This is a genomic window from Pseudomonas sp. GW821-FHT09D08, from assembly GCF_059416305.1.
Genome location: NZ_JBWKOX010000009.1, coordinates 143,737 through 166,307, shown reverse-complemented (window position 1 = coordinate 166,307; position 22,571 = coordinate 143,737). Strand labels below are relative to the sequence as shown.

Here is a 22,571-nt window from a genome sequence, read left to right as displayed (position 1 = left end):
GTGTCACGTATAGACGTTTCTGAAAGTGCCATTGAGCACAACAAAAGACCCGTCTCCCTTCCCATAGCGTACGTTCAGCAGTACGCCAGTGTGTTCAAAGGCCGTACCGAATTGAGGCCGTTCGACCGAGAGCCAAATCGTCCCTCCTATCGCTGAATAATACAGTTCGCCATCCGGTGCCCGGTACCACGGTCTAAGATCCTTCGCGTCGAAGGTGTGAAGGCCATTCGGTACGTCGTGGCCATACCGCAGGTCGATGCGCTCTGAATCAGCGCCTAACATTGCAGTCCACGATAGGGCTCCAATCACTTCTTTAGCCTGAAAAAAGCGAGCTGCTTGATTCTCAAGAACCAGAATATGGGCACTACCCTCTTGAGCATTGGTTCGGGCTTTTTGTAATTCCGTATCGTCGATAGGTGTTTTTTCAGTACTCATAATGAGTTCCTTTTCAGTGGTTATGAAGATGGATCAACACTCCATGCCAGCTGAACCACTAAGCACCCAATGCTTCATAAGCTCTACTGTCAGAATTGACAGTTTCGATAAACGGAAACTACTGTGCCATCCCCAGCTCCCGCTTCACCAGCTTCGCCAACTTCACGCTGTCGATCGGCTTCAACAGAAAATCCACCACACTCAAATGCATCGCATCAATTACATCCGGCGCTTCGGCATCCCCCGACATGATGATGATCGGCAGCGCCGCACGGGGGGATTCGCGCACTTGCTTGATCAACTCCAAACCGTTGCTGGGTTTCATGCGCAGATCGGTGATCAGTAAGCCGATGGAACTGCTGGACTTCAACAGGTCCCACGCTTTCTCACCGCTGTCGGCGGTCATGCAGCGAATACCGTCCAAGCCCAAGATCTCCGCCAACAGTTCACGCGCATCCTTGTCGTCGTCAACAATCAATACGCGTTGGGGCGGTAGATCAGGCTCCAGCATCACGGCGCTGAGCGCCTCGCGCTCGGCATCACTTAAAATATCGTGGTCGGACATACGTTTCTCAGCGGTTTTCGACAATCTTCCAGCACACTCGTCAGACATCTGCGGAAGGGCGTTCAATGTGCACTTCGTCGGAAAGTTTGCCTAGTGGGTGTTCTACGGGGTTTGGACGATAGTCGTGTAAGGTTTTTCCCTAGTTCTGCGGCGTTTTCATCGACCTAGACTTACGTCCAATGGGCACCCGCCGCTCAGGAGTCGACCATGCAGGACGATAACGACAAAAAAATTGCGGTCATGGTTATGAGTAAAGCTGATGCCTTCGCCCAGGCGGGAAAAACTGCTGTCTTGCAGAACATCCACGGCACCCTGCAGTTCCTGCAACGCTTCCCACCGTTCAACCAGATGGAAAACGCGCATCTGGCGTTTCTGGTGGAACAGTGCCAACTGCGCTTCTTCGGCCTCGGCGAGAGCATCCTCAAGCCGTCGGGCGGGCCGGTGGAACACTTCTACATCGTCAAGCAGGGCCGCGTCGTGGGTGAACGGCCGGACGCCACGCAAGCCACCTTCGAAATCACCACCGGTGAGTGTTTCCCCCTTGCGGCGCTGTTAGGTGAACGCGCCACCCGCACCGAGCATAAAGCCGCCGAAGACACCTTCTGCCTGCAACTGAACAAACCGGCCTTTATCAAGCTGTTCGCGCTGTCCAGCCCGTTCCGCGACTTCGCCCTGCGCGGTGTCAGCAGCCTGCTCGACCAGGTCAACCAGCAAGTGCAGCAAAAAGCCGTGGAAACCCTCGGCACCCAATATTCCTTGAATACCCGCCTGGGCGAATTGGCCATGCGCCATCCGGTCACCTGCAGCCCGCAGACACCGTTGCGTGAAGCGGTAACGCTGATGCATGAGCAGCAGGTGGGCAGCATTGTGATTGTCGATGAACACAAGGCGCCCCTGGGCATTTTCACCCTGCGCGACCTGCGCCAGGTGGTGGCCGACGGCACCGGCGACTTCAGCCAGGGCATTGAAGGCCATATGACCCAGGCGCCGTTCTTTTTAACGCCGGATCACAGCGCCTTCGATGCGGCCATCGCCATGACCGAGCGGCATATCGCCCACGTCTGCCTGGTCAAGGACCAGCGCCTGTGCGGCGTGGTGTCCGAGCGCGATCTGTTTTCCCTGCAACGGGTCGACCTGGTGCACCTGGCCCGCACCATCCGCAACGCGCCCCGGGTGGAAAACCTGGTGGCGCTGCGCGGCGAGATCGGCCAACTGGTGGAGCGCATGCTCGCCCATGGCGCGTCGTCTACCCAGATCACCCACATCATTACCCTGCTCAACGATCACACGGTGTGCCGGGTGATCGAGCTGACCCTGGCCGAAAAAGGCGACCCGGGCGTGCCGTTCAGTTGGCTGTGTTTCGGCAGCGAAGGCCGGCGCGAGCAGACGCTGTACACCGACCAGGACAACGGCATCCTGTTCGAGGCCAGGGACGCGGTGGACGCCGCCGAGATTCGCGAGCGGTTGCTGCCCCTGGCACAGCAGATCAACCAGAGCCTGGCGCTGTGCGGGTTCAGCCTGTGCAAGGGCAACATCATGGCCGGCAACCCCGAGTTGTGCCTGTCGCGGGCGGAATGGGCGCGGCGGTTTGCGGCGTTTATTCGCGAGGCGACGCCGGAGAACCTGCTGGGCTCGAGTATCTATTTCGACCTGCGCGTGGTGTGGGGCGATGAACGCGGCTGCGAGCAACTGCGCCAGGGCATTCTCGACCAGGTCGGGGATAACCGGCTGTTCCAACGCATGCTGGCCGAGAATGCCTTGCGCCAGCGCCCGCCCGTAGGGCGTTTCCGCGATTTTGTGCTGACCCGCAAAGGCGCGGAAAAGGCCACCCTCGACCTCAAGGTGCAGGGCCTGACCCCCTTTGTCGACGGCGCACGCCTGCTGGCACTGGCCAACGGCATCCACGCCAATAACACCCTGGAGCGCCTGCGCCAGCTGGTGGTCAAAGAAGTGATCGAGCCCCTGGACGGCGCCGCCTATGAAGAGGCGTATCACTTTATCCAGCAAACCCGCATGCAGCAGCATCAGTTGCAGACCCGCGAGAACCAGCCGTATTCCAACCGCGTCGACCCCGACAGCCTCAACCACCTGGACCGCCGCATCCTGCGTGAATCCCTGCGCCAGGCCCAGCGCCTGCAAAGCAGCCTGACCTTGCGGTATCAGCTGTGAGCTTGTTTGACTGGCTTCGCACGGCCAAGCCCAGACTCGATACCGCGCAACAACGGCGCCTGGAGCAACTCCCCAGGCCCGTAGTGTTGGGCGACAGCACGTTGCGCAGCCAACGCTGGGTAGTGGTGGACCTGGAGACCAGCGGCCTGAATCTCAACCGTGACCAGGTGCTGTCCATCGGCGCGGTGGTGATCGAGGACGGCGCGGTGGATTTTTCCCAACTGTTCGAGCGCACCCTGCACCGCGCCGGCACCAAACTCAGCCCCAGTGTGCTGATCCACGGCCTCGGCCCCAGCGCCATCGCGGCGGGCAGCGACCCGGCCGAGGCCCTGCTGGACTTCATGGAGTTCGTCGGCGACAGCCCGCTGCTCGCCTTCCACGCGCCATTCGATCAACACATGCTGGGCCGCGCCCTCAAGGACAGCCTGGGTTACCGTCTGGCCCATACGTTTCTCGATGTAGCCGACATCGCCCCGCTGTTGTGCACCGAGGCGCATATCCGCGAGGCCGGCCTGGACGACTGGATCAACCACTTCAACCTGCACGTAGGCGAACGTCATCACGCCAGCGCCGATGCCCTGGCCACGGCGGAGCTGATGCTGATCCTGTTCAGCCGCGCGCGTCAGCAGCAGATCGACACGCCTCAGGCACTGCAAGAGCGTTTGAGCCAATGGAAACGGCGTAAACACGCGCCATCGTTTTAATGTCATCTCCCGACGGACGCCAATTGCACCCGCCCCGCGCCTCTGACACAATCGCGAATAATTCTCGTTAGTTTAAACCTCTTGTTTATTCGGTGATGCCTTGTCGTCGGTCCAGAACCCACACAGTGAGCTTGTTGGTGCGTTGTATCGCGACCATCGTGGCTGGCTGTTGGCCTGGCTGCGGCGCAATGTGGCCTGCCCGAGCCGTGCCGAAGACCTGAGCCAGGACACCTTCATGCGCCTGCTCGGCCGTGACGAGTTGCGCGAGCCCCGCGAACCACGGGCGTTTCTGGTGGCCATCGCCAAGGGCTTGCTGTTCGACTACTTCCGCCGCGCGGCCCTCGAACAGGCCTACCTCAGCGAACTGATGCTGATCCCGGAAAGCGAACACCCATCGCCGGAAGAACAGCAACTGATCCTCGAAGACCTCAAGGCCATCGACCGCCTGCTCGGCAAGCTGTCGAGCAAGGCCCGCGCCGCCTTCCTGTATAACCGCCTCGACGGCCTGGGCCACGCTGAAATCGCCCAGCGCCTGGGGGTGTCGGTGCCGCGTGTGCGCCAGTACCTGGCCCAGGGCATTCGCCAGTGCTATATCGCCCTGTATGGCGAGCCGCTGTGAACGTGATCAGCTCCAAGCCCGTGTCGGCCCGTGTCCTGGATGCGGCGATTGCCTGGCAGTTGTCCCTCGATTCGGGTGATGACAGCGCGGTGGAGCGCGAAGAATTCAGCAAATGGCTGGCCAGCGATGAAGAGCACGCCCGTGCCTGGCGCCAACTGGGCATGCTCGACCAGCGTTTCAGCGTGGCGTCGGGCCCGGCGCGGGCGGCGTTGTTACAGTCGCGCAAGGGCATTCGCCAGCGCGTGCGCAAGCTCGGCAGCGGCCTGGCGAGCATTGCCCTGGTGTGCGGCCTGGCGTTGTTTGCCGGCGAACGCTACGTGCCGATCCACTATTGGCTGGCCGACCAGCGCACCGCCACCGGGGAGCAGCGCACGCTGAAACTGGCGGACGGTACGTTGATCAACCTCAACACCCACAGCGCCATCGACGTGCGCTTCGATGAGAAGCGCCGGCTGATCGTGTTGCAGGAAGGCGAAATCCTCGTCGAAACCGGCCACAACGATGCGCGCCCGTTTTATGTGCAAACCCGCGACGGCAGCCTGCGCGCGCTGGGCACGCGGTTTATCGTCAAGCGCGAAGACGACGCCACGCGCCTGAGCGTGCTGCAATCGGCGGTGGGCGCCCAGCCTGAAGCGCTGCAGCAGGAACTGGTGTTCAAGGCAGGCCAGCAAGTGCTGATGCGCAGCGACGGCCTCGGCCCTGCACTGGCCGTCACCCCCGCCACCGATGCCTGGACCCGCGGCATGCTGGTGGTCGACAACGCCCGCCTGGGCGATGTGGTGCAGGAACTCAGCCGCTACCGCACCGGCCATCTGGGTGTGGATAAAAACGTGGCCGACCTGCGCATCACCGGCAGCTTCCCGCTGCACGACACCACCCTGGCGCTCAACGCGCTGCTGCCCACCCTGCCGGTGCAGATCGAACAGCACACGCCGTGGTGGGTGACAGTGGTCGCCAAGACACCTGAGGCCAAATAAAAAATATTTTCCACCGGCCCTATCACTTTTGAAATCTCGCTCGGCACATAGGCAATTGCGAATTACTTCCATTCAGGAGCCGCCCTATGTCCCGCACGCTAGACACCTTGTTGCGCCCCAGCCTGTTAGCCGTGGCCATTGCCCTCAGCGCCCCGCTGGCCAGCACTGCGCTGATTGCCGCCGAACAAGCCTCCAGCGTGCGCGCCTACAACCTGCCGGCCGCTTCATTGGCCAGCACCCTGAACCAGATCGCCAGCCAGGCCGGCCTGGCGCTGACCCTCAACCCAGCGTTGGCCTCGGGCAAGACCTCGGCCCCGGTCCAGGGCCAGTTCGATGCACCGGGCGCACTGCGTGAAGCCCTGCGTGGCACCGGCTTGCAGCTGGAGCAGAGCAGCGCGGGGACGTACACGCTGGTGGCGGTTCCGGAGGGAGTGATGGCGCTGCCGGTGACTAACATCACAGGGCAAGATGGCAACCAGGAAAGTGCCTGGGGCCCGGTACAAGGCTACCTGGCCACACGGACCGCCGCCGGTACCAAGACCGACACCGCCCTGGTGGAGGCCCCGCGTTCGATCTCCGTGGCCACCCGCGAGCAGATGCAGGATCGCAACGTGCAGAACCTGGACGACGCGGTCAAATACATGCCCGGCATCGTGTCAGCCAGCTATGGCAGCGACACCCGCTACGACTGGATGCGCGTGCGCGGCTTCGAGCCCACCCAGTTCCTCGACGGCCTGCCATTGCCGCGCGGCGTGTACGCCAACCCCAAAGCGGAAACCTGGAACCTCGACCGCCTCGCCCTGCTGCGTGGCCCGGCCTCGTCGGTGTACGGCCAGACCCCACCGGGCGGCCTGCTGGACATGGTCAGCCGACGCCCCAGCGCAGAGTCGAGCAACGCCATCCAGGTGCAATACGGCAGCGACAACTACCGCCAGATCAACTTCGCCAGCACCGGCAAGATCGATGATGAAGGCCAATTCCTCTATGGCCTCAGCGGCGTGGTACGCGATGCCGGCACCCAGGTCGATCACATCGACAACAAGCGCTACAACATTGCGCCGAGCCTGACCTGGAACATCGATACCGACACCAAGCTGACCCTGCTCTCGCAGTTCACCCGTGACGATACCGGGACCACCAGCCAGTTCATGCCGATCCAGGGCACCAAGATCAAATCGCCGCTGGGCGAGGTCTCCCACCACAAGAACCTGGGCGACCCGGACTACGAGTTCTACGATCGCACCTACTACGCGCTGGGCTATGCCTTCGAGCATCGTTTCAACGACACCTGGCAGTTCAAGCAAAACCTGCGCTATACCAAGTCGGATCTGTCGTTCCAGCAACTGACCGTGGGTTCCTACGCGTTCTCCCCCGCGGATGCAGCGGGCAATATCAGCCGCTCGACCACCAACGTCGACGAGGACATCGGCCAGTTCGCGGTGGATAACAACTTCCAGGCAGACTTTGCCACTGGCGATGTCATCCACACCCTGCTGCTCGGCCTGGACCACCAGCGCACCGATACCTCCTATCGCGCGATATTCGGGACGGCCTCGGGCACCAATATTTTCAACCCGATCAATACCCAGCCAACCCTGCGCCCGACCGATGTCCGACCTTTTTACGACTACAACCAGAAAACCGTGCAGACCGGTCTCTACGTGCAGGACCAGATGGCCCTGGATAAGTGGCGCCTGACCCTGGGCGGGCGTGAAGATTGGGTGCATCAGGGCACCACCTACTTCAACGACAGCGATGCGACCAACACTGACCGCATCAAACACTTCAGCGGCAACGCGGCGCTGAGCTATGTATTCGACTCGGGCTTCGTACCCTACTTGTCCTACGCCGAGTCGTTCCAACCGGCGAGCAACGCCGATACAAACGCGCTCAAGACGTTCAAGCCCACCGAAGGCAAGCAGTGGGAAATGGGGGTCAAGTATCAGCCGCCCGGCTCCAATACGTTGCTCAGTGCAGCGGTCTACGACCTGACCCAGAAGAATGTGCAGGTGACCACCCTCGGCGCTGGGGGCCAGCAAATCAACAGCCAGACCGGCGAAGTGAAGGTCAAGGGCCTGGAGTTGGAAGCCGTGTCCGATGTGACCGAGAACCTCAAGGTCATCGCCGCCTATACCTTGGCAAAATCCGAAGTGCAGAAAGGCATCTACAAAGGCAACCGCCTGACACTGATGCCCAACCAGCAAGCCTCGTTGTGGACCGACTACACCTGGCACACCGGTGTGCTTGACGGTTTCGGCATCGGCTTTGGCGCCCGTTACACCGGCAACACCTATGGCGACCAGGCCAACACCTGGCTGGGAAAGGCCAACGCCTATACCGTGTTTGACGGTGCGGTGCATTACGACCTGGGCCGCCTGGACAACAGCCTTAAGGGTGCATCGGTCAAGTTGAACGCCACCAACCTGTTCAACAAGGACTACCTGTCGACCTGTGATGGCAACTACTGCTACTTCGGCGACCAGCGCAGCGTCGTCGCCAGCGCCACCTACCAGTGGTAATCGGCTGAGTTAACCATCGGGCCGCCCTTGTGGGCGGCTTTGGCGTGTCTGAAGGCTAGAACATGAAAAGCAAAACCATCCGCCGCTGGTCCTTCATCCACACCTGGACCAGCCTGATCTGCACGGTGTTCCTGCTGCTGCTCGCCCTCACCGGCCTGCCGCTGGTGTTTCACCACGAGATCGACCACCTGTTGGGCAACGAGCCCGAGCTGGCGCAGATGCCTGCCGATACGCCACAACTCAACCTCGAGCAACTGGTGAGCAAAGCCCAGGCCCATCGCCCGGGCGAGGCCATGCAATACCTGGCGTGGGATGAAGACGACAAGAACGGTGTGATCGCGATCATGGCCGCCACAGCGGGGACCGAGCCCAACTCATCCCACACCTTCATGCTTGACGCGCGTACCGGTGAGGCGGTCGAGATGCCGTCGGCCAATGGCGGGTTCACCCTGTTCCTGCTGCGCCTGCATGTGGATATGTTCGCCGGCCTGCCGGGCAAGCTGCTGCTGGCGTTCATGGGCATTCTGTTTGTGCTCGCGATTGTCTCGGGCACGGTGCTGTACCTGCCGTTCATGCGCCGCTTGAAGTTCGCCACCGTGCGCCAGGACAAGTCCAGGCGCCTGCGCTGGCTCGACCTGCATAACCTGATCGGCGTGGTCACCCTGACCTGGGCGCTGGTGGTGGGCGTGACCGGCGTGATCAGCGCCTGTGCCGATTTGATCATCGCCGCCTGGCGCACCGACAGCCTCAGCGCGATGATCGAACCCTACAAAAACGCCCCGCCCCTGACCCAACGCGCCCCCGCGAGCGAGCTGCTGAGCATCGCCGCCAAGGCCGCGCCCGGCATGCAGCCGGACTTTATCGCCTTCCCCGGCACACGCTTTTCCAGCGAGCACCATTACGCGGTGTTCATGAAGGGCAGCACACACCTGACCTCGCATCTGCTCACGCCGGTCCTGATCGACGCCAGCACCCTGGCCGTCACCGCCATCGCCGAACGGCCGTGGTACATGGACGCCATGGGCATGTCTCAGCCACTGCACTTCGGCGACTACGGCGGCATGCCGATGAAGATCCTCTGGGCGGCGCTGGATGTGCTGACCATCGTCGTCCTGGTGAGTGGGATTTACTTGTGGATCGTGCGGCGCAAGGCGGGCAAGGCATGAAGCCAAGGCAATCGAGTTTCTGGAAGGTATTTGGCATTCCCCTGGGGATTGGCCTGCTCAGCGCCGCCGGGTTGTTTGCGGCGTTGCTGGGGGATGGGCTGTGGGATTCGTTGAGTTGGGTGGGGTTGGGCATCCCCGCGCTGATCGGCGCATGGGCCCTCCTGTAGGAGCCGGCTTGCCGGCGAAAAACCAGAGAACACCGCGTCAAAGCAGACGCGCTGCGTTATCGTTAACGTTCTTCGCGAGCAAGCTCGCTCCTACAGAGGAAAGCCCATGTCTGTGCCCAGCATGACCTTGTTTCACAACCCTGCGTCACCGTTCGTGCGTAAAGTCCGTGTGCTGCTGGCCGAGACCGGCCAGCAGGACCGCGTCGCCCTGCACGGTTGCATGCCGACCCCGGTCAACCCGGATGCGCAGCTGGTGCAAGGCAACCCCGTGGGCAAGATCCCGGCCCTGCGCCTGGCCGACGGCAGCGTGCTGCACGACAGCCGGGTGATCCTCGATTACTTCGACCACCAGCACGTCGGCAACCCGCTGATCCCCCGCGATGGCTCGGCCCGCTGGCGGCGCCTGACCCTGGCTTCGATGGCCGACGGCATCATGGATGCCGCCGTGCTGGTGCGCTACGAGACCGCCCTGCGCCCGGTGGAAAAACACTGGGCGCCGTGGCTCGACGAACAGCGCAACAAGATCCACCGCGCCCTCGCCGAGCTGGAACAGGACGCCATCGCCGAGCTGGCCAGCCACTTCGATATCGCCTCGATCAGCGTAGCCTGCGCCCTGGGTTACCTCGACTTCCGCCATCCGGACATGCATTGGCGTTCGGACAACCCCAAGCTGGCCGCCTGGTACACCGAGGTCAGCCAGCGGCCTTCGATGCTGGAGACCCAGCCGCCCGTGTGACGTTCACACCGACCCAATGTGGGAGCGGGCTTGCCCGCGATCGCGGTATGTCATTCAGCACAGCTGCTTCTGAACCACCGCTATCGCGGGCGAGCCCACTCCCACATTGGACGGTGGTGGTATTGAGGAATGTGGCGATCCTTGCGGCTAACTGCGCCCCCACTTGCTGATCCTCGCGCAACCCGATCATTGCACCGCCTCCAGGTCGAACTGCAGCGGCTCGGCCGCCTTGCGCTTGCCCACGCCGTACCAATCCAGCTTACGCGTCAGCACCATCACCGTCCCCAGCAGCCCGAACAGCAGCAGCGAGCCCATCAGCAGTGCGTAGTCCTCGGCACTCAACAGCCCGTACAGCAAGCCATACAGCGCCGCCAGCCCCGTCGAAAACCCCAGGCCATGGGCAACGCTGCGCAGCACGTGGCACACGTAGAACCCGATCAACAGCACGCAGGCACTCGCCGAAATCAGGTAGGCCAAGGCAAAGCCCAGGTGCTCGGACAACGACAACAACAGCAGGTAGAAGAACGCCAGGGCAACGCCCACCAATGCGTACTGGACGGGGTGCACCGCCAGGCTCTTGAGCACTTCGAACAGGAAGAAACCGGCAAAGGTCAGGGCGATGAACAGCAGCGCGTATTTGATCGCCCGGTCGCTCTTGAGGTACTGGTCCACCGGGTCGATGAAGTTCACGCCGAAGCTGCGGTTGTTGAAGTCGTTGCAGCCCTGGCCGTCCAGGCACGTTTGCAGGGCCTGTTCGAGGTTGGTGGAAAAGAATGAGGTCTGCCAGTTGGCCGTGAAGCCGTTGTCAGTCACTTCGCGCTGGGCCGGCAGGAAGTTGCCGATAAAACTGGGGTGCGGCCAGTTGGAGGCCAGGGACACCTGACTGGTCTTGCCCACCGGCACCACTTGCAGTTGCTCGGTGCCTTGCAGGCGCAGGTCGAAGGCGAAGTCCACTACAGCCGGTTTCCTGCTGTCCTGCTCCGGCAATGCCACATGCACGCCCTCCCCCAGCCAGTCCACTTGGGAGCCCGGCTCGAACTCCAGGCGCTGGCTGCCCAGCTCCAGCTTCAGCGCATTTTCGATGCCACGAATATCGCTGATCCCCACCGCCAGAAACGCCGGTTCAAAGCGGTAATCGGCAAAGTCTTCGGTGATGCCCAACTGCGCAGGCAGCTCGAAACGCCCGCTGATACGGTTGTCGGCATGGAACAGCCGCGCCTGGTAAATACCCCGTGCGCGCAGTTCGGTCTGCACCTTGCCGTCGAGCTCAAAACGGTCCGGCAGGAAATACAGGCGACCCCGCTCTTCACGGGTGACCTCGTAGCGCTTGTTGAGCTTTTCATTGAGCTTCCACTCGCGCACGGTCTTGCGATACGGCACCACCATCACCGGCCCGGTGAGGCGCTGGGCGTAGCTGGAACTGCGGGCGATATCCATCAGGACGCCGTCGCGCAGTTGCTGGCGGTCACTGATGATGCCGTTGATCATCAGCAATGGAATCAGCAACAGCAGGATCAGCAGCGCAATCGCGCCAAGTTTGAAAAGCAGGCTGCGGTTCATGGGTCTCTCCCTGTTTTGATGAGGAGAGTCTGGGCAGCCTGTGTGGGGGATTTATGTGGGCAATGTGGAGACTGTGTGGAGATGCAGCACCACGTGCACGCCGCCCGGCACATTGCCGATCTGCAAGGTGCCGCCGTGCAGCTTCATGACTTCCTCGACAAAGTTGAGGCCCAGGCCGGTGCTCTTGCGCCCGCTGCCGGGACGCGGCAAGGAATAGAAGCGCTCGCTGAGGCGCGGCAGGGCGTAATCCGGGATCGGTGCGGCCTGGTTGAACAGGCTCACCTGCACGTCGTTGTGCAGCGTCTGTGCGCTGAATCTCAACACGCCACCGGGCGGTGTGAAGTCCAGAGCGTTGTCGAGCAAGTTGCCCAGGGCCTGACGCAACAGGAAGGGCTCGCCAAACACCCTCACATCCGCCGCAATCCCTTGCTCGACGTGCAGCCCGGCGCCTTCGATTCGCGCACATTGGGCGTTGAGTACGTCGTCGACCAAGGCCGCCAGCGGGATACTCGCCTGCGCCTCCAACCCCTGGCGTTGCTCTACCTGCGCCAGGTTCAGCAGACGTTCGATCAACTGCTGCAGGCGCGCGCTTTCGCTGTCGATATTGCCGACGAAGCGCTGCTGCTGTTCGCGGCTCATATCGCCCTGCAACAGCTCGGCCGCGCCGCGAATCGCGGCCAGCGGGCTTTTCAATTCATGGGTCAGGGTGTGCACGTAATGCTCGACGTAGGCCTTGCCCTCCAGTTGCGTACGCATGTGCTCGACGGCGGTGGACAGCTGCTTCAGCTCGCCGCCGCGATAATGCGGCAGCTCCGCCCTTCGACCTTCACTGACGGCTTCGGCGTAGGCGGTCAGGCGACGCAGTGCAACGCTCAGCCACCACGACAACAGCGCGCCGAGCAACAGGCCGAGGATGACCAGGCCCGCGCCGTACCACAGCAGGCGGCGCTCAGTGCGGTCGACATACGGCTGCAACGAGCTGTTGGGCTTGGCCACGGTGACCACGCCGATGATCTGCCCGTTATCGCGAATCGGCGCACCGACGTGCATCACCGATGAGGTGGGATCATCCGCTGAACTGCGGGTGGAGCGCGCGCCGTATTCGCCGCGCAGGGTCAGGTAGACGTCGTTCCACTTCGAGTAGTCCTGGCCCACGGCTTCGCCCGTGGAGTCGAGCAGCACGGTGCCTTTGGCGTCGGTCACGTAGATACGGTGGTTGACCTGGTTTTTCGCCAGGCCCCAGATGGTCGCGCCGGGCTGGCGGTTGCCATAGGCCTTGAGCAATTCGGGCCAGTGGCTCTGGCCGAGGGTGCCGTGCTTCACGTCATCGCGCAGGATTTCGGCCAGCAGGTTGGCGGTGTCCACCAGGGTTTCTTCGGTGGACTGGCGCACGCCGGGACGGATTTCCTTCATCACCGTGCTGAGCACGAAATAGCCGGTGAGGCCGATAAACAGCGCATACACCAGGAAAATCCGCAGCCCCAGGCGCATCAGCTGTTGCCCGGGCTGTAGCTGTAGCCGAGGCCGCGATGGGTCTGGATCGGCTCGGCATCGGCGGCCACGCTGCGTAACTTGCTGCGCAGGCTCTTGATGTGGCTGTCGATATTGCGCTCGTAACCGGCGTCGGCCGCCACGCCCACCGCGTCCAGCAACTGCTCGCGGCTGAACACCCGCTCGGGTTGCTCCAGCAGGCTTTGCAGCAGGCGGAATTCATGCCGGGTCAGGCTCAGGGGTTGGCCGCGATAGCTGATTTGCATGCGCTCCAGATCGACCTGGAACAGCGCCGGCGCCACAGCGGGGCCGACGCGCTTGAGGATCGCCCGCACCCGCGCCGCCACTTCCCGTGGGCTGAACGGCTTGACCACGTAATCGTCGGCGCCGATCTCCAGCCCGACCACGCGGTCGATCTCACCATCCCGGGCGCTGAGGAACATCACCGGCACTTCGCTGAAACGGCGCAATTGCTTGCAGGTTTCAAAACCGCTGATGTCCGGCAGGCCGATGTCGAGGATGATCAGGTCGGCGGGGGTCTGGCGCTGATGGGCCAATGCCTCCTGGCCGAGGCTCAGCCAGGTGGTGGTAAAGCCCTCGCCTTGCAGGGCGAATATCAGCGTGTCGGCTATCGCCGCTTCGTCTTCGACAATCAGGATGTGGGGCATGGGTTCAAATCAGCAGTCCGGTTTGTCGGCAGTGTAGCGACGGGCCGGGTTTACTGCTGCGCCAAATTCACGCAAGGCCTTGGCGCCGATCAGCAACGGGTAATTGAAGCTGCTGCGGTCGGTGAGGTTGACCTCGACGGTACGCTTGACGTTGCCCAGGCACATTTCCAGGTCGATCACCGGGCGTTTGGCCACGGTGGCTTCGTCCTTGTCGTCGTCTTCATCGGCGCGGCTCTTGATCTTGCTGATGCGCGAGACCTTGTGCTCGTAGACCTTGTTGGTGGCGTCCTTGCCGCCGAGGCGGAAGCGCACCCAGTCGTCACCGTCACGGGTGAAGGTCTCGATGTCACGGGCCGACAGCGAGGCCGTCAGCGCGCCGGTGTCCATCTTGGCCTTGAAGGTTTCGCCGATCTCCGGCAACTGGATGTATTCATAGCGACCGTAAAGGGTCGGCTCGGCGGCCATGACAGGCAGGGCAACCAACGCGAGGGAGGCAAGAAGCAGTTTCACGAAGTGATTTCCTCGGAAAGAAGTAGGCGGATTCTAGACCGCAAAGACGGCACTTAGTTAGTCACACCCACCATAACCGGCACATTGTGAAACATTCGTACAGCCATTTGCGATTTGGCCTCTAGACTCAGCTTGCTTATGATGGCCCGCCCACACGATTCCAAGAGTTACTTATGCGCCGCCTGCTCACCGGCTGTTTGGTTTCACTGCTGCTGTTGCTCAACACCCTGGTCCTGATCGGGCCGCTGCTGGTGTTTGCCCTGCTCAAACTGGTGGCACCCGGTCGTTATCGGGACTACGCCTCATGGGCGGTGATGTGGATCGCCGAGACCTGGGCCGAGATCGACAAGCTTATTTTCGCCTTGTGCATCCCCACCCAATGGGACATTCGCGGCGGTGATGAGCTGCGCGGTGACACCAGCTACCTGGTGATCAGCAACCACCAATCCTGGGTGGACATCCCGGCGCTGATCCAGGCCCTCAACCGCCGCACACCGTTCTTCAAATTCTTCCTGAAAAAAGAACTGATCTGGGTGCCCTTCCTGGGCCTGGCCTGGTGGGCCCTGGATTACCCGTTCATGAAGCGCTACACCAAGGCGTTCCTGGCCAAACACCCGGAGCTGGCAGGGCAGGATTTAAAGATCACCAAGGAGGCGTGCGAGCTGTTCAAGCGCCAGCCGGTGACCGTGGTCAATTACCTCGAAGGCACGCGGTTCAGCGAGGCCAAGCGCAAGCAGCAGGCTTCGCCATTCACTCACTTGCTCAAGCCCAAGGCGGGCGGCGTGGCGTTTGTGCTGGCGGCGATGGGGGAACAGCTGGACGCCGTGCTCGACGTGACCGTGGTGTATCCGCAGCAAAAGATTCCGGGGTTCTGGGATTTGATCAGCGGCGCGGTGCCCAAGGTGATCATCGACATCCAGACCCGTGAGCTGGACCCGGCGTTGTGGCAGGGGGATTACGAGAATGATCCGGCGTTTCGCCAGACCGTCCAGAACTGGGTCAACCAGCTCTGGACGCAGAAGGATGCGCGCATCGAACAACTGCGCGCGGAGGGTATTTAGCTACCGGTGCCCCAGGCCTGGGCCAATTTACCCAGCAGCGAGCTGTTGGCGCCCTGCCCGCCCAGGTACTGCAGGATCACCGGGGCAAACTGGCCGACCATGCCACTGTCCATCCCCAGCGCACTGAACGCGGTGTTCAGGTCGTTGGTGTTCTTCACGTTACCCAGCAAGCCGTCCAGGCCGCTGGTCTTGCTGCCGCCGGCCTGGCCGAGCATCCCGCTCAAGGCCCCGAGGCTGCCCAATGCATTGTTACCCGAGAGTTGGTCGAGGCCGGGCACGCTGTTGCCCAGTTGCGAATAGTCGTTGCCGCTCAGTTTGTTCTTGGCCAGGCCCAGCATGGCACCGGTACCGCCAACGGCCTGCTCGGGGGTGATGTTCAGTTGTGAGGTCAGGGCGCTGAGGAGGCCAGCGGTTTCAGACGACGGTGCGGCAGCTGCGGCCTTGTTGTTGCCCCCTTGCATGCCCGCGATGGCATTGGCCGCATCGCCAAGGCTGAACCCTGCGGCAAACACCGGGGTGGCGGCCAGGCTCATCAGGCAGGAAAGGGCGAAACCGCGTGAAATCTTCATTGGAGCAACCTCTGGATGTCGGGGTGAACGCAGGCGTTGGACTGGGTATCCCGTCGGTTGTTCCAGGCACCTCTGCAACCCCATCGGAATAAGCCGGCCTGAATCCGCGTCAGCAGCAATCGATCAGCAACCCCGGGGAACTGATAGTGAGCTCGGAAAGCAAAGGAGGATCAGTGAGTAAGCGGCCAACGGGCCCGACCGCATACCAAGTGCGTTGGCCAATCGTAGATATCCCAAACACGAAAACCCAAATGTGGGAGGGAGCAAGCCCCTTCCCACATTTGGGTTTCGTGTACCCGGGATTTATGCCGCGCTGAACAACTTATGCGGATCAATCACAAACTTCTTCGGTACGCCCGCATCGAACTCGCCATACCCACGTGGCGCGTCATCCAGGCTGATCACCTGCACGCCGACGATCTCGGCGATGTTGATGCGGTCCCACATGATCGCCTGCATCAGTTGGCGGTTGTACTTCATCACCGGCGTCTGCCCAGTGTGGAAGCTGTGGGATTTGGCCCAGCCCAGGCCGAAGCGAATGCTCAGGCTGCCCATTTTTGCGGCGGCATCCACGGCACCCGGATCTTCGGTGACGTACAGGCCAGGGATACCGATCTTGCCGGCCACGCGCACCACGCCCATCAGTGAGTTGAGCACCGTGGCCGGGGCTTCGGCCTTGACGCCGTCGTGGCCGTGGCCGCGTGCTTCAAAGCCCACGCAGTCGACGGCGCAGTCCACTTCCGGCTCGCCGAGCAGCGCGGCGATTTGTTCATGCAACGGCGTATCGGTGGACAGGTCGACGATTTCAAAACCCTGGGCCTTGGCGTGGGCCAGGCGGATGGAGTTGACGTCGCCGATGATCACCACCGCGGCACCCAGCAGGCGTGCAGACGCGGCAGCCGCCAGGCCGACCGGGCCGGCACCGGCGATGTACACGGTGCTGCCAGGGCCAACGCCGGCAGTGACGGCGCCGTGGTAGCCGGTGGGGAGAATGTCGGAGAGGCAGGTCAGGTCACGGATTTTCTCCATGGCCTTGTCACGGTCCGGCAGTTTCAGCAGGTTGAAGTCGGCGTACGGCACCAGCACGTACTCGGCCTGGCCGCCGGTCCAATCGCCCATGTCGACATAGCCGTAGGCGCCACCGGCACGGGCCGGGTTGACGGTCAGGCACACGCCGGTGTGTTGCTCTTTGCACGAGCGGCAGCGCCCGCAGGCGACGTTGAAGGGTACGGAAACCAGGTCGCCGATCTTCAGGTTTTCGACGTCGCTGCCCTTCTCGATCACTTCACCGGTGATCTCGTGACCGAGCACCAGGCCGGTCTGGGCAGTGGTGCGGCCGCGCACCATGTGTTGGTCGGAGCCGCAGATGTTGGTGGAGACCACGCGCAGGATGACGCCGTGCTCAATCTTCCTGCCACGGGGGTCCTGCATTTTGGGATAGTCGATTTTCTGTACTTCGACTTTACCGTTGCCGAGATACACGACACCACGATTACCAGACATGCTTTCACCTCGCTGTTGTTTTTATGGAACTGCGTTGCCCTTTTGGGTGGGCAGCGCGTTGAGTGCTCGGGTACAGATGCTGTTGCTTGTGTTGTTTGTCAGGGCCTCATCGGGGGCAGTCAGAGCACCACAGTCCTATTGGCATTCAAGAACACCCGCCGCTCAATGTGATACCCCACCGCCCGAGCCAATGTCAGCCCTTCGATGTCCCGCCCCTTGGCAATCAAATCTTCGGGATAGTGACTGTGATCCACCACCTCCACGCCCTGGGCGATGATCGGGCCTTCGTCCAGGTCGTTGTTGATGTAGTGCGCCGTGGCACCGACCAGTTTCACCCCCTTGTTGTAGGCCTGGTGATACGGCTTGGCGCCCTTGAACCCCGGCAGCAACGAGTGGTGGATATTGATGGCCTTGCCGTCCAGCTTGCGGCACAGCTCCGGCGACAGCACTTGCATGTAACGCGCAAGGATCACCAGTTCGGCGCCGGTCTCTTCCACCACTTGCCACACCTGACGCTCCTGGGACGGTTTGTCGTTAGGGTCGAGGGGGAAATGGTAGTAGGGAATTTGATGCCAGTCGGCCAAAGGTTTGAGATCGGGATGGTTGGACACCACCGCGACCACGTCCATCGACAGTTGGCCGATACGCTGGCGGTACAGCAGGTCGTTGAGGCAGTGATCGGCCTTGGAGACCATGATCACCACTTTTGGCCGGTAGTTCGGCGCCGTCAGCTCGAAGATCATGCCAAAGGCTTCACCCCGCGAGGCCAGGCCATCGCGGAACGCCTGCTCATCGAAGCCATCCGGCTGACGGAATTCCACGCGAATAAAAAACCGGCCCGAGAGGCGGTCATCGAACGAATGGTGCTCGGTGACGTAGCAGCCCTGCTCGAACAGATAGCGGGTAACCGCGTCCACCGTGCCGAGCACGCTGGGGCAGTCGGCGGTCAAAATCCATGTATCGGGTGCGCGGCTCATTACAGTCAACTCCTCATACAGCGATGCTGCTTACTGTAGGAGCGAGCTTGCTCGCGAAAAATCCAAGGGCGCCGCGTTCATTCAGGATGCGCGCGTTATCGTTGACGTTTTTCGCGAGCAAGCTCGCTCCTACAGGGTCATATCAGGCTTGAACGCTCAGGCCAAATTCGGCCGAGGCATCCTGCAACCACAACCACCAGTAATCCGAGAAGCTGCGACGAATCACCAGTTCCCAGGTGTCTTCGGCGGTATGGCGGATCACCAGCTGCGACTTGGCGAACACCGTGCCCACCGCCTTACCCACCGGAAAGTTGTTGGGGTGCACGTCGTAGCTGGTGGATTTCATCAACACATCACGCACATTCGGGCCGCTGAGTTCGAGGATCTGCTGGCCGCCGCTGACGTTGACGACCTGGATATGCAGGTCACCCAGGGCGGCGCGAAGGTTTTGTTCGGCGGCGAATTCCTCACCGCCTGGCACGATCAGCAACCACTCATCCGGGCCAAGCCATTGCAGGCTGGTTTCGCCTTTGACGATGACCTGCAGGGCGCCGGGCAGTTCGATGCCCAGGGCCTTGTGCACGCCAGCCGCGAAAGCGGCGTCATGGCCGTCGCCACGGATCGTGAGATGACCAAGCAATTTCTTTTCGCGCACGGTCACGCCGGCGTTCTTGCGGCCCTTGCCGACCAGGCTGGCGAGGTCGGCATGGTGCAGCGACGACTCGGCCTTGGCGCCGGAGGTGGGGCGTTGTTGGTAAACATTGGCTGCTGTCATAAAGCACCTGTCTTGAATTCTGGGGTGACTGTTCTGGCCTCATCGGGGGCAAGCCCCCGATGCAGGCGACTGGGTCTATCAGATGTTCTGCCGATCACCCTTAGGATCAAAGAACACCGAAGACACAATCTCCGCCTCGATCACGCTGCCATCCGCCTGGGGCGAGAACACCCGCTCACCGATGCGCTTCAAGCCACCCTTGACCACGCCCATGGCAAACGAATAACCCAGGGAGTTGTGCGCGTAGCTGGAGGTGACGTGACCGACCATCTTCATCGGAATGGTCTGCTTCGGATCGAACACCAGTTGCGCGCCTTCCGGCAGCCACACGTTCGGGTCGATCGGCTTCAAGCCCACCAGTTGCTTGCGCTCTTCACGTACACAGTCTTCCCGGTTCATGCCGCGCCAGCCGATCCACGAGAACGGCTTGGTGCGACCGACACACCAGCCCATGTTCAGGTCGTCCGGGGTCATCGAGCCGTCAGTGTCCTGGCCGACGATGATGAAGCCCTTCTCGGCCCGCAGTACGTGCATGGTCTCAGTACCGTACGGGGTCAGGTTGTACTTCTTGCCGGCTGCGACGATCTGTTCCAGCACGCCCATGGCGTAGTCGGCCTGCACGTTGACTTCGTACGACAACTCACCGGTAAACGAGATACGGAACACCCGCGCCGGTACACCGCCTACCAGGCCTTCTTTCCAGGTCATGAACGGGAAGCCGTCCTTGTCCAGGTCGATGTCGGTGACTTCCGCCAGCAGCTTGCGGCTGTTAGGACCGGACAGGGTCATGGTCGCCCAATGGTCGGTGACCGAGGTGAAGTACACCTTGAGGTCCGGCCATTCGGTCTGTTGGTAGATTTCCAGCCACTGCAGCACACGGGCGGCGCCGCCGGTGGTGGTGGTCATCAGGAAGTGGTTGTCGGCGAGGCAGGCGGTAACGCCGTCGTCGAAGACCATGCCGTCTTCCTTGCACATCAGGCCGTAGCGCGCCTTGCCCACGTCGAGCTTGGTCCAGGCGTTGGTGTAGATGCGGTTGAGGAACTCACGGGCATCCGGGCCCTGGATATCGATCTTGCCGAGGGTGGACGCATCCAGCAGGCCGACGCTGTCGCGCACGGCCAGGCATTCGCGTTTCACCGCGGCGTGCAGGTCTTCACCGTTGCGCGGGAAGTACCACGGGCGTTTCCATTGGCCGACGTCTTCGAACTCGGCGCCGTTTTTCACGTGCCAGGCTTGCAGGGCGGTGTAGCGCACCGGCTCGAAGATGTGCCCACAGTGCCGGCCCGCTACCGCGCCGAAGGTCACCGGCGTGTAGTTGGGGCGGAACATGGTGGTGCCCATCTGCGGGATGGTCACGTTCAGCGAGCGCGCGGCAATCGCCAGGCCGTTGACGTTACCGAGTTTGCCCTGGTCGGTGCCGAAGCCCAGCGCGGTGTAGCGCTTGACGTGTTCCACCGACTCGAAACCCTCGCGGGTGGCCAGTTCGATGGCAGCGGCGGTGACGTCGTTTTGCAGGTCGACAAATTGCTTCGGCGCCCGTGCAGTGGCTTTCTCGTGAGGCACCTGGAACAGCGCCAGGGTCGGCTCTTCCAGACGGCTCAAGGCTTTTGGCAGCGTACCTTCCACCGGGGCAAAACCGGCGTCGCTGGCGGCGCGCACGCCGCCTTCAAAACCATCGGCCAGGGAATCGCCAAGGCCGTAGACGCCGTTGATGCCACCGACGCACACGCGTTTCTGCGGGGCTTCACCCGGTACAAAACCGAGGATATCTTCACGCCAGGTCGGCTTGCCGCCCAGGTGCGAGGCCAGGTGGACCACCGGGCTGTAGCCGCCGGAGCTGGCCACCAGGTCGCAGTCCAGCCATTCGCCGGGGCTGGTGACTTTATGCGCCTTGACGTCAATCGCGGCGATACGCGCAGCGGTCACGCGCTTGGTGCCACGGGCCTCGATCACGGCGCTGCCGGTGAGGATCCGAATACCTTTGGCGCGGGCTTCTTCAACCAATGCACCGCGTGGGTTGTGGCGCACATCGGCCACTGCCACCACTTGCAGGCCCGCGTCCAGCCAGTCCAATGCAACGCGGTAGGCGTGGTCGTTGTTGGTTGACAGCACCAGTTTCTTGCCCGGTGCCACGCCGTAGCGGCGCACGTAAGTGGAGACCGCACCGGCCAGCATGTTGCCCGGCACGTCGTTGTTGCCGTACACCAGCGGACGCTCGCACGCACCGGTGGCCAGCACCACACGCTTGGCACGTACACGATGAATACGCTGGCGCACCACGCCAATCGGCGCACGGTCACCGAGGTGATCGGTGAGGCGCTCGTGGATGGTCAGGAAGTTATGGTCGTGGTAGCCGTTGACCGTGGCGCGGGGCAGCAGCACCACGTCCGGCAGGGCTTTCAATTCGGCGATAACGCTGGCAACCCATTCAGTGGCCGGCTTGCCATCGAGGCTTTCGCGGGAGTCGAGCAGCGAACCGCCGAACTCCTCCTGCTCATCGGCGATGATCACGCGCGCGCCGCTGCGGGCGGCGGCCAATGCGGCAGCCAGGCCGGCAGGGCCGGCGCCGACCACCAGCACGTCGCAGTGACGGTTGAAGTTGTCGTAGGTGTCCGGATCGTTCTCGGTCGGCGAGCGACCCAGGCCGGCGGCCTTGCGGATGTACTTTTCGTAGGTCATCCAGAACGATTGCGGGTACATGAAGGTTTTGTAGTAGAAGCCCGGTGGCATCAGCTTGCCGCCGACCTTGCCGAGGATGCCCATCATGTCGTTGTTGACGCTCGGCCAGCCGTTGGTGCTGGTGGCGACCAGGCCCTGGTACAGCGCCTGTTGCGTGGCGCGTACGTTAGGGATTTGCGTGGCTTCGGTAGCGCCGATCTGCAGCACGGCGTTCGGCTCTTCGGCACCGGCGGCAAAGATGCCCCGTGGGCGCGAGTACTTGAAGCTGCGGCCGATAATGTCGACGCCGTTGGCCAGCAAAGCAGCGGCCAGGGTGTCGCCCTCGAAGCCTTTGTAGCTCTGGCCGTTGAAGCTGAAGGTCAGGACTTTGTTACGGTCGATCCGGCCACCGTTGGACAGGCGATTGATCTGGCTCATACCTTCTCTCCAGAGGCCTTGGCGGTGAACTGAGGCTTCTCACCGATCTTGTAGGTTTCAAGAATTTCGTAGGTCACGGTGTCGCGGGTCGCGTTGAAATACTGGCGGCAACCGGCGGCGTGAATCCACAGTTCGTGGTGCAGGCCGCGCGGGTTATCGCGGAAGAACATGTAGTCGCCCCACTCTTCATCGGTGCAGGCATTCGGGTCCAGCGGGCGCGGGATGTGCGCTTGGCCGGACGCGTGAAATTCCTCTTCGGAGCGCAGTTCGCCACAGTGAGGACAGAAGATATGCAACATAGGGA

Annotated in this window: 21 protein-coding genes; 9 read left to right on the top strand and 12 right to left on the bottom strand. The window is 62.2% G+C overall.

What is annotated here, in order from left to right:
* Positions 1 to 3: 3 nt before the first annotated feature.
* Complete coding sequence (locus AC07OP_RS17690) at positions 4 to 435, bottom strand: hypothetical protein (RefSeq protein WP_495101984.1); 432 nt, start codon at positions 433 to 435, stop codon at positions 4 to 6.
* Positions 436 to 553: 118 nt separating this feature from the next.
* Entirely contained in the window at positions 554 to 1,000 is a 447-nt protein-coding gene (locus AC07OP_RS17685; protein WP_495101985.1) for a response regulator, read from the bottom strand.
* Positions 1,001 to 1,246: 246 nt separating this feature from the next.
* Here AC07OP_RS17685 and AC07OP_RS17680 point away from each other — a divergent pair, with 246 nt between their 5' ends.
* The 8 genes from AC07OP_RS17680 (at position 1,247) to AC07OP_RS17645 (ending at position 10,057) form a co-directional block, all read left to right on the top strand.
* Entirely contained in the window at positions 1,247 to 3,169 is a 1,923-nt protein-coding gene (locus AC07OP_RS17680) for a putative nucleotidyltransferase substrate binding domain-containing protein (protein ID WP_495101986.1), read from the top strand.
* Entirely contained in the window at positions 3,166 to 3,873 is a 708-nt protein-coding gene (locus AC07OP_RS17675; RefSeq protein ID WP_495101987.1) for a 3'-5' exonuclease, read from the top strand. Before AC07OP_RS17680 ends, AC07OP_RS17675 begins: the two co-directional genes overlap by 4 nt.
* Positions 3,874 to 3,973: 100 nt before the next feature.
* The gene (locus AC07OP_RS17670) at positions 3,974 to 4,492 is read left to right on the top strand and encodes an RNA polymerase sigma factor (protein WP_027605963.1); all 519 of its coding nucleotides are present in this window, start codon (positions 3,974 to 3,976) and stop codon (positions 4,490 to 4,492) included.
* Positions 4,489 to 5,469, top strand: a complete 981-nt coding sequence (locus AC07OP_RS17665) for a FecR domain-containing protein (RefSeq protein WP_495101988.1) — start codon at positions 4,489 to 4,491, stop codon at positions 5,467 to 5,469. The genes AC07OP_RS17670 and AC07OP_RS17665 overlap by 4 nt, the downstream gene beginning before the upstream one ends.
* An 86-nt stretch (positions 5,470 to 5,555) precedes the next feature.
* The gene (locus tag AC07OP_RS17660) at positions 5,556 to 7,988 is read left to right on the top strand and encodes a TonB-dependent siderophore receptor (RefSeq protein ID WP_027605965.1); all 2,433 of its coding nucleotides are present in this window, start codon (positions 5,556 to 5,558) and stop codon (positions 7,986 to 7,988) included.
* Between the two features lie 62 nt (positions 7,989 to 8,050).
* Positions 8,051 to 9,154 (top strand): PepSY-associated TM helix domain-containing protein, encoded by a 1,104-nt coding sequence (locus AC07OP_RS17655; protein WP_495101989.1) that lies wholly within the window; start codon positions 8,051 to 8,053, stop codon positions 9,152 to 9,154.
* Positions 9,151 to 9,321 carry a DUF4175 domain-containing protein gene (locus AC07OP_RS17650; RefSeq protein WP_141696504.1) on the top strand — a complete coding sequence of 57 codons (171 nt, stop codon included), beginning with the start codon at positions 9,151 to 9,153 and terminating at the stop codon, positions 9,319 to 9,321. Before AC07OP_RS17655 ends, AC07OP_RS17650 begins: the two co-directional genes overlap by 4 nt.
* A gap of 106 nt (positions 9,322 to 9,427) precedes the next feature.
* On the top strand, positions 9,428 to 10,057 hold the full coding sequence (locus AC07OP_RS17645; RefSeq protein WP_495101990.1) for a glutathione S-transferase family protein: 630 nt from the start codon (positions 9,428 to 9,430) through the stop codon (positions 10,055 to 10,057).
* Between the two features lie 186 nt (positions 10,058 to 10,243).
* On the opposite strand, the gene creD is transcribed toward AC07OP_RS17645, so the two are convergent.
* From creD to rloA2, 4 genes are read right to left on the bottom strand one after another with little or no spacing between them, the layout of a single operon-like run.
* Positions 10,244 to 11,617: a cell envelope integrity protein CreD gene (creD, locus tag AC07OP_RS17640; RefSeq protein ID WP_495101991.1), complete on the bottom strand. Its 1,374-nt coding sequence runs from the start codon at positions 11,615 to 11,617 to the stop codon at positions 10,244 to 10,246.
* Between the two features lie 51 nt (positions 11,618 to 11,668).
* The gene (creC, locus tag AC07OP_RS17635; protein ID WP_495101992.1) at positions 11,669 to 13,108 is read right to left on the bottom strand and encodes a two-component system sensor histidine kinase CreC; all 1,440 of its coding nucleotides are present in this window, start codon (positions 13,106 to 13,108) and stop codon (positions 11,669 to 11,671) included.
* Positions 13,108 to 13,776, bottom strand: a complete 669-nt coding sequence (gene creB, locus AC07OP_RS17630) for a two-component system response regulator CreB (protein ID WP_495101993.1) — start codon at positions 13,774 to 13,776, stop codon at positions 13,108 to 13,110. The genes creC and creB overlap by 1 nt, the downstream gene beginning before the upstream one ends.
* 9 nt (positions 13,777 to 13,785) lie before the next feature.
* A complete protein-coding gene (rloA2, locus tag AC07OP_RS17625; protein WP_027605972.1) occupies positions 13,786 to 14,286 on the bottom strand; it encodes a retropepsin-like aspartic peptidase RloA2 in 501 nt (166 codons plus the stop codon).
* A 173-nt stretch (positions 14,287 to 14,459) separates the two neighbouring features.
* Between rloA2 and yihG the strand changes: the two genes are divergently transcribed.
* The gene (gene yihG / locus AC07OP_RS17620; RefSeq protein ID WP_495101994.1) at positions 14,460 to 15,347 is read left to right on the top strand and encodes a 1-acylglycerol-3-phosphate O-acyltransferase, YihG family; all 888 of its coding nucleotides are present in this window, start codon (positions 14,460 to 14,462) and stop codon (positions 15,345 to 15,347) included.
* Here the strand turns inward: yihG and AC07OP_RS17615 are convergent.
* From AC07OP_RS17615 to AC07OP_RS17590, 6 genes are all read right to left on the bottom strand, one after another.
* The gene (locus tag AC07OP_RS17615) at positions 15,344 to 15,916 is read right to left on the bottom strand and encodes a DUF2780 domain-containing protein (RefSeq protein ID WP_092489546.1); all 573 of its coding nucleotides are present in this window, start codon (positions 15,914 to 15,916) and stop codon (positions 15,344 to 15,346) included. The two genes, yihG and AC07OP_RS17615, sit on opposite strands and share 4 nt — an antisense overlap.
* 303 nt (positions 15,917 to 16,219) lie before the next feature.
* Positions 16,220 to 17,419, bottom strand: a complete 1,200-nt coding sequence (gene fdhA / locus AC07OP_RS17610; protein ID WP_005792122.1) for a formaldehyde dehydrogenase, glutathione-independent — start codon at positions 17,417 to 17,419, stop codon at positions 16,220 to 16,222.
* Positions 17,420 to 17,538: 119 nt separating this feature from the next.
* Positions 17,539 to 18,396: a formyltetrahydrofolate deformylase gene (gene purU, locus AC07OP_RS17605; protein ID WP_065925438.1), complete on the bottom strand. Its 858-nt coding sequence runs from the start codon at positions 18,394 to 18,396 to the stop codon at positions 17,539 to 17,541.
* 142 nt (positions 18,397 to 18,538) lie between these two features.
* Positions 18,539 to 19,171: a sarcosine oxidase subunit gamma gene (locus AC07OP_RS17600; RefSeq protein ID WP_027605977.1), complete on the bottom strand. Its 633-nt coding sequence runs from the start codon at positions 19,169 to 19,171 to the stop codon at positions 18,539 to 18,541.
* A 78-nt stretch (positions 19,172 to 19,249) separates the two neighbouring features.
* Positions 19,250 to 22,267: a sarcosine oxidase subunit alpha gene (locus AC07OP_RS17595; protein WP_027605978.1), complete on the bottom strand. Its 3,018-nt coding sequence runs from the start codon at positions 22,265 to 22,267 to the stop codon at positions 19,250 to 19,252.
* Positions 22,264 to 22,566, bottom strand: a complete 303-nt coding sequence (locus tag AC07OP_RS17590; protein WP_027605979.1) for a sarcosine oxidase subunit delta — start codon at positions 22,564 to 22,566, stop codon at positions 22,264 to 22,266. The genes AC07OP_RS17595 and AC07OP_RS17590 overlap by 4 nt, the downstream gene beginning before the upstream one ends.
* Positions 22,567 to 22,571 lie beyond the last annotated feature (5 nt).

Excerpts from the sequence above, each read along its gene's own strand:
- creD (WP_495101991.1), bottom strand. The coding sequence starts at position 11,617 with ATGAACCGCAGCCTGCTTTTCAAACTTGGCGCGATTGCGCTGCTGATC.
- yihG (WP_495101994.1), top strand. The coding sequence starts at position 14,460 with ATGCGCCGCCTGCTCACCGGCTGTTTGGTTTCACTGCTGCTGTTGCTC.
- AC07OP_RS17590 (WP_027605979.1), bottom strand. The coding sequence starts at position 22,566 with ATGTTGCATATCTTCTGTCCTCACTGTGGCGAACTGCGCTCCGAAGAG.
- AC07OP_RS17645 (WP_495101990.1), top strand. The coding sequence starts at position 9,428 with ATGTCTGTGCCCAGCATGACCTTGTTTCACAACCCTGCGTCACCGTTC.
- AC07OP_RS17655 (WP_495101989.1), top strand. The coding sequence starts at position 8,051 with ATGAAAAGCAAAACCATCCGCCGCTGGTCCTTCATCCACACCTGGACC.
- AC07OP_RS17595 (WP_027605978.1), bottom strand. The coding sequence starts at position 22,267 with ATGAGCCAGATCAATCGCCTGTCCAACGGTGGCCGGATCGACCGTAAC.
- AC07OP_RS17680 (WP_495101986.1), top strand. The coding sequence starts at position 1,247 with ATGAGTAAAGCTGATGCCTTCGCCCAGGCGGGAAAAACTGCTGTCTTG.
- AC07OP_RS17615 (WP_092489546.1), bottom strand. The coding sequence starts at position 15,916 with ATGAAGATTTCACGCGGTTTCGCCCTTTCCTGCCTGATGAGCCTGGCC.
- AC07OP_RS17690 (WP_495101984.1), bottom strand. The coding sequence starts at position 435 with ATGAGTACTGAAAAAACACCTATCGACGATACGGAATTACAAAAAGCC.
- AC07OP_RS17650 (WP_141696504.1), top strand. The coding sequence starts at position 9,151 with ATGAAGCCAAGGCAATCGAGTTTCTGGAAGGTATTTGGCATTCCCCTG.
- creC (WP_495101992.1), bottom strand. The coding sequence starts at position 13,108 with ATGCGCCTGGGGCTGCGGATTTTCCTGGTGTATGCGCTGTTTATCGGC.
- AC07OP_RS17685 (WP_495101985.1), bottom strand. The coding sequence starts at position 1,000 with ATGTCCGACCACGATATTTTAAGTGATGCCGAGCGCGAGGCGCTCAGC.
- creB (WP_495101993.1), bottom strand. The coding sequence starts at position 13,776 with ATGCCCCACATCCTGATTGTCGAAGACGAAGCGGCGATAGCCGACACG.
- purU (WP_065925438.1), bottom strand. The coding sequence starts at position 18,396 with ATGAGCCGCGCACCCGATACATGGATTTTGACCGCCGACTGCCCCAGC.
- fdhA (WP_005792122.1), bottom strand. The coding sequence starts at position 17,419 with ATGTCTGGTAATCGTGGTGTCGTGTATCTCGGCAACGGTAAAGTCGAA.
- AC07OP_RS17600 (WP_027605977.1), bottom strand. The coding sequence starts at position 19,171 with ATGACAGCAGCCAATGTTTACCAACAACGCCCCACCTCCGGCGCCAAG.
- AC07OP_RS17660 (WP_027605965.1), top strand. The coding sequence starts at position 5,556 with ATGTCCCGCACGCTAGACACCTTGTTGCGCCCCAGCCTGTTAGCCGTG.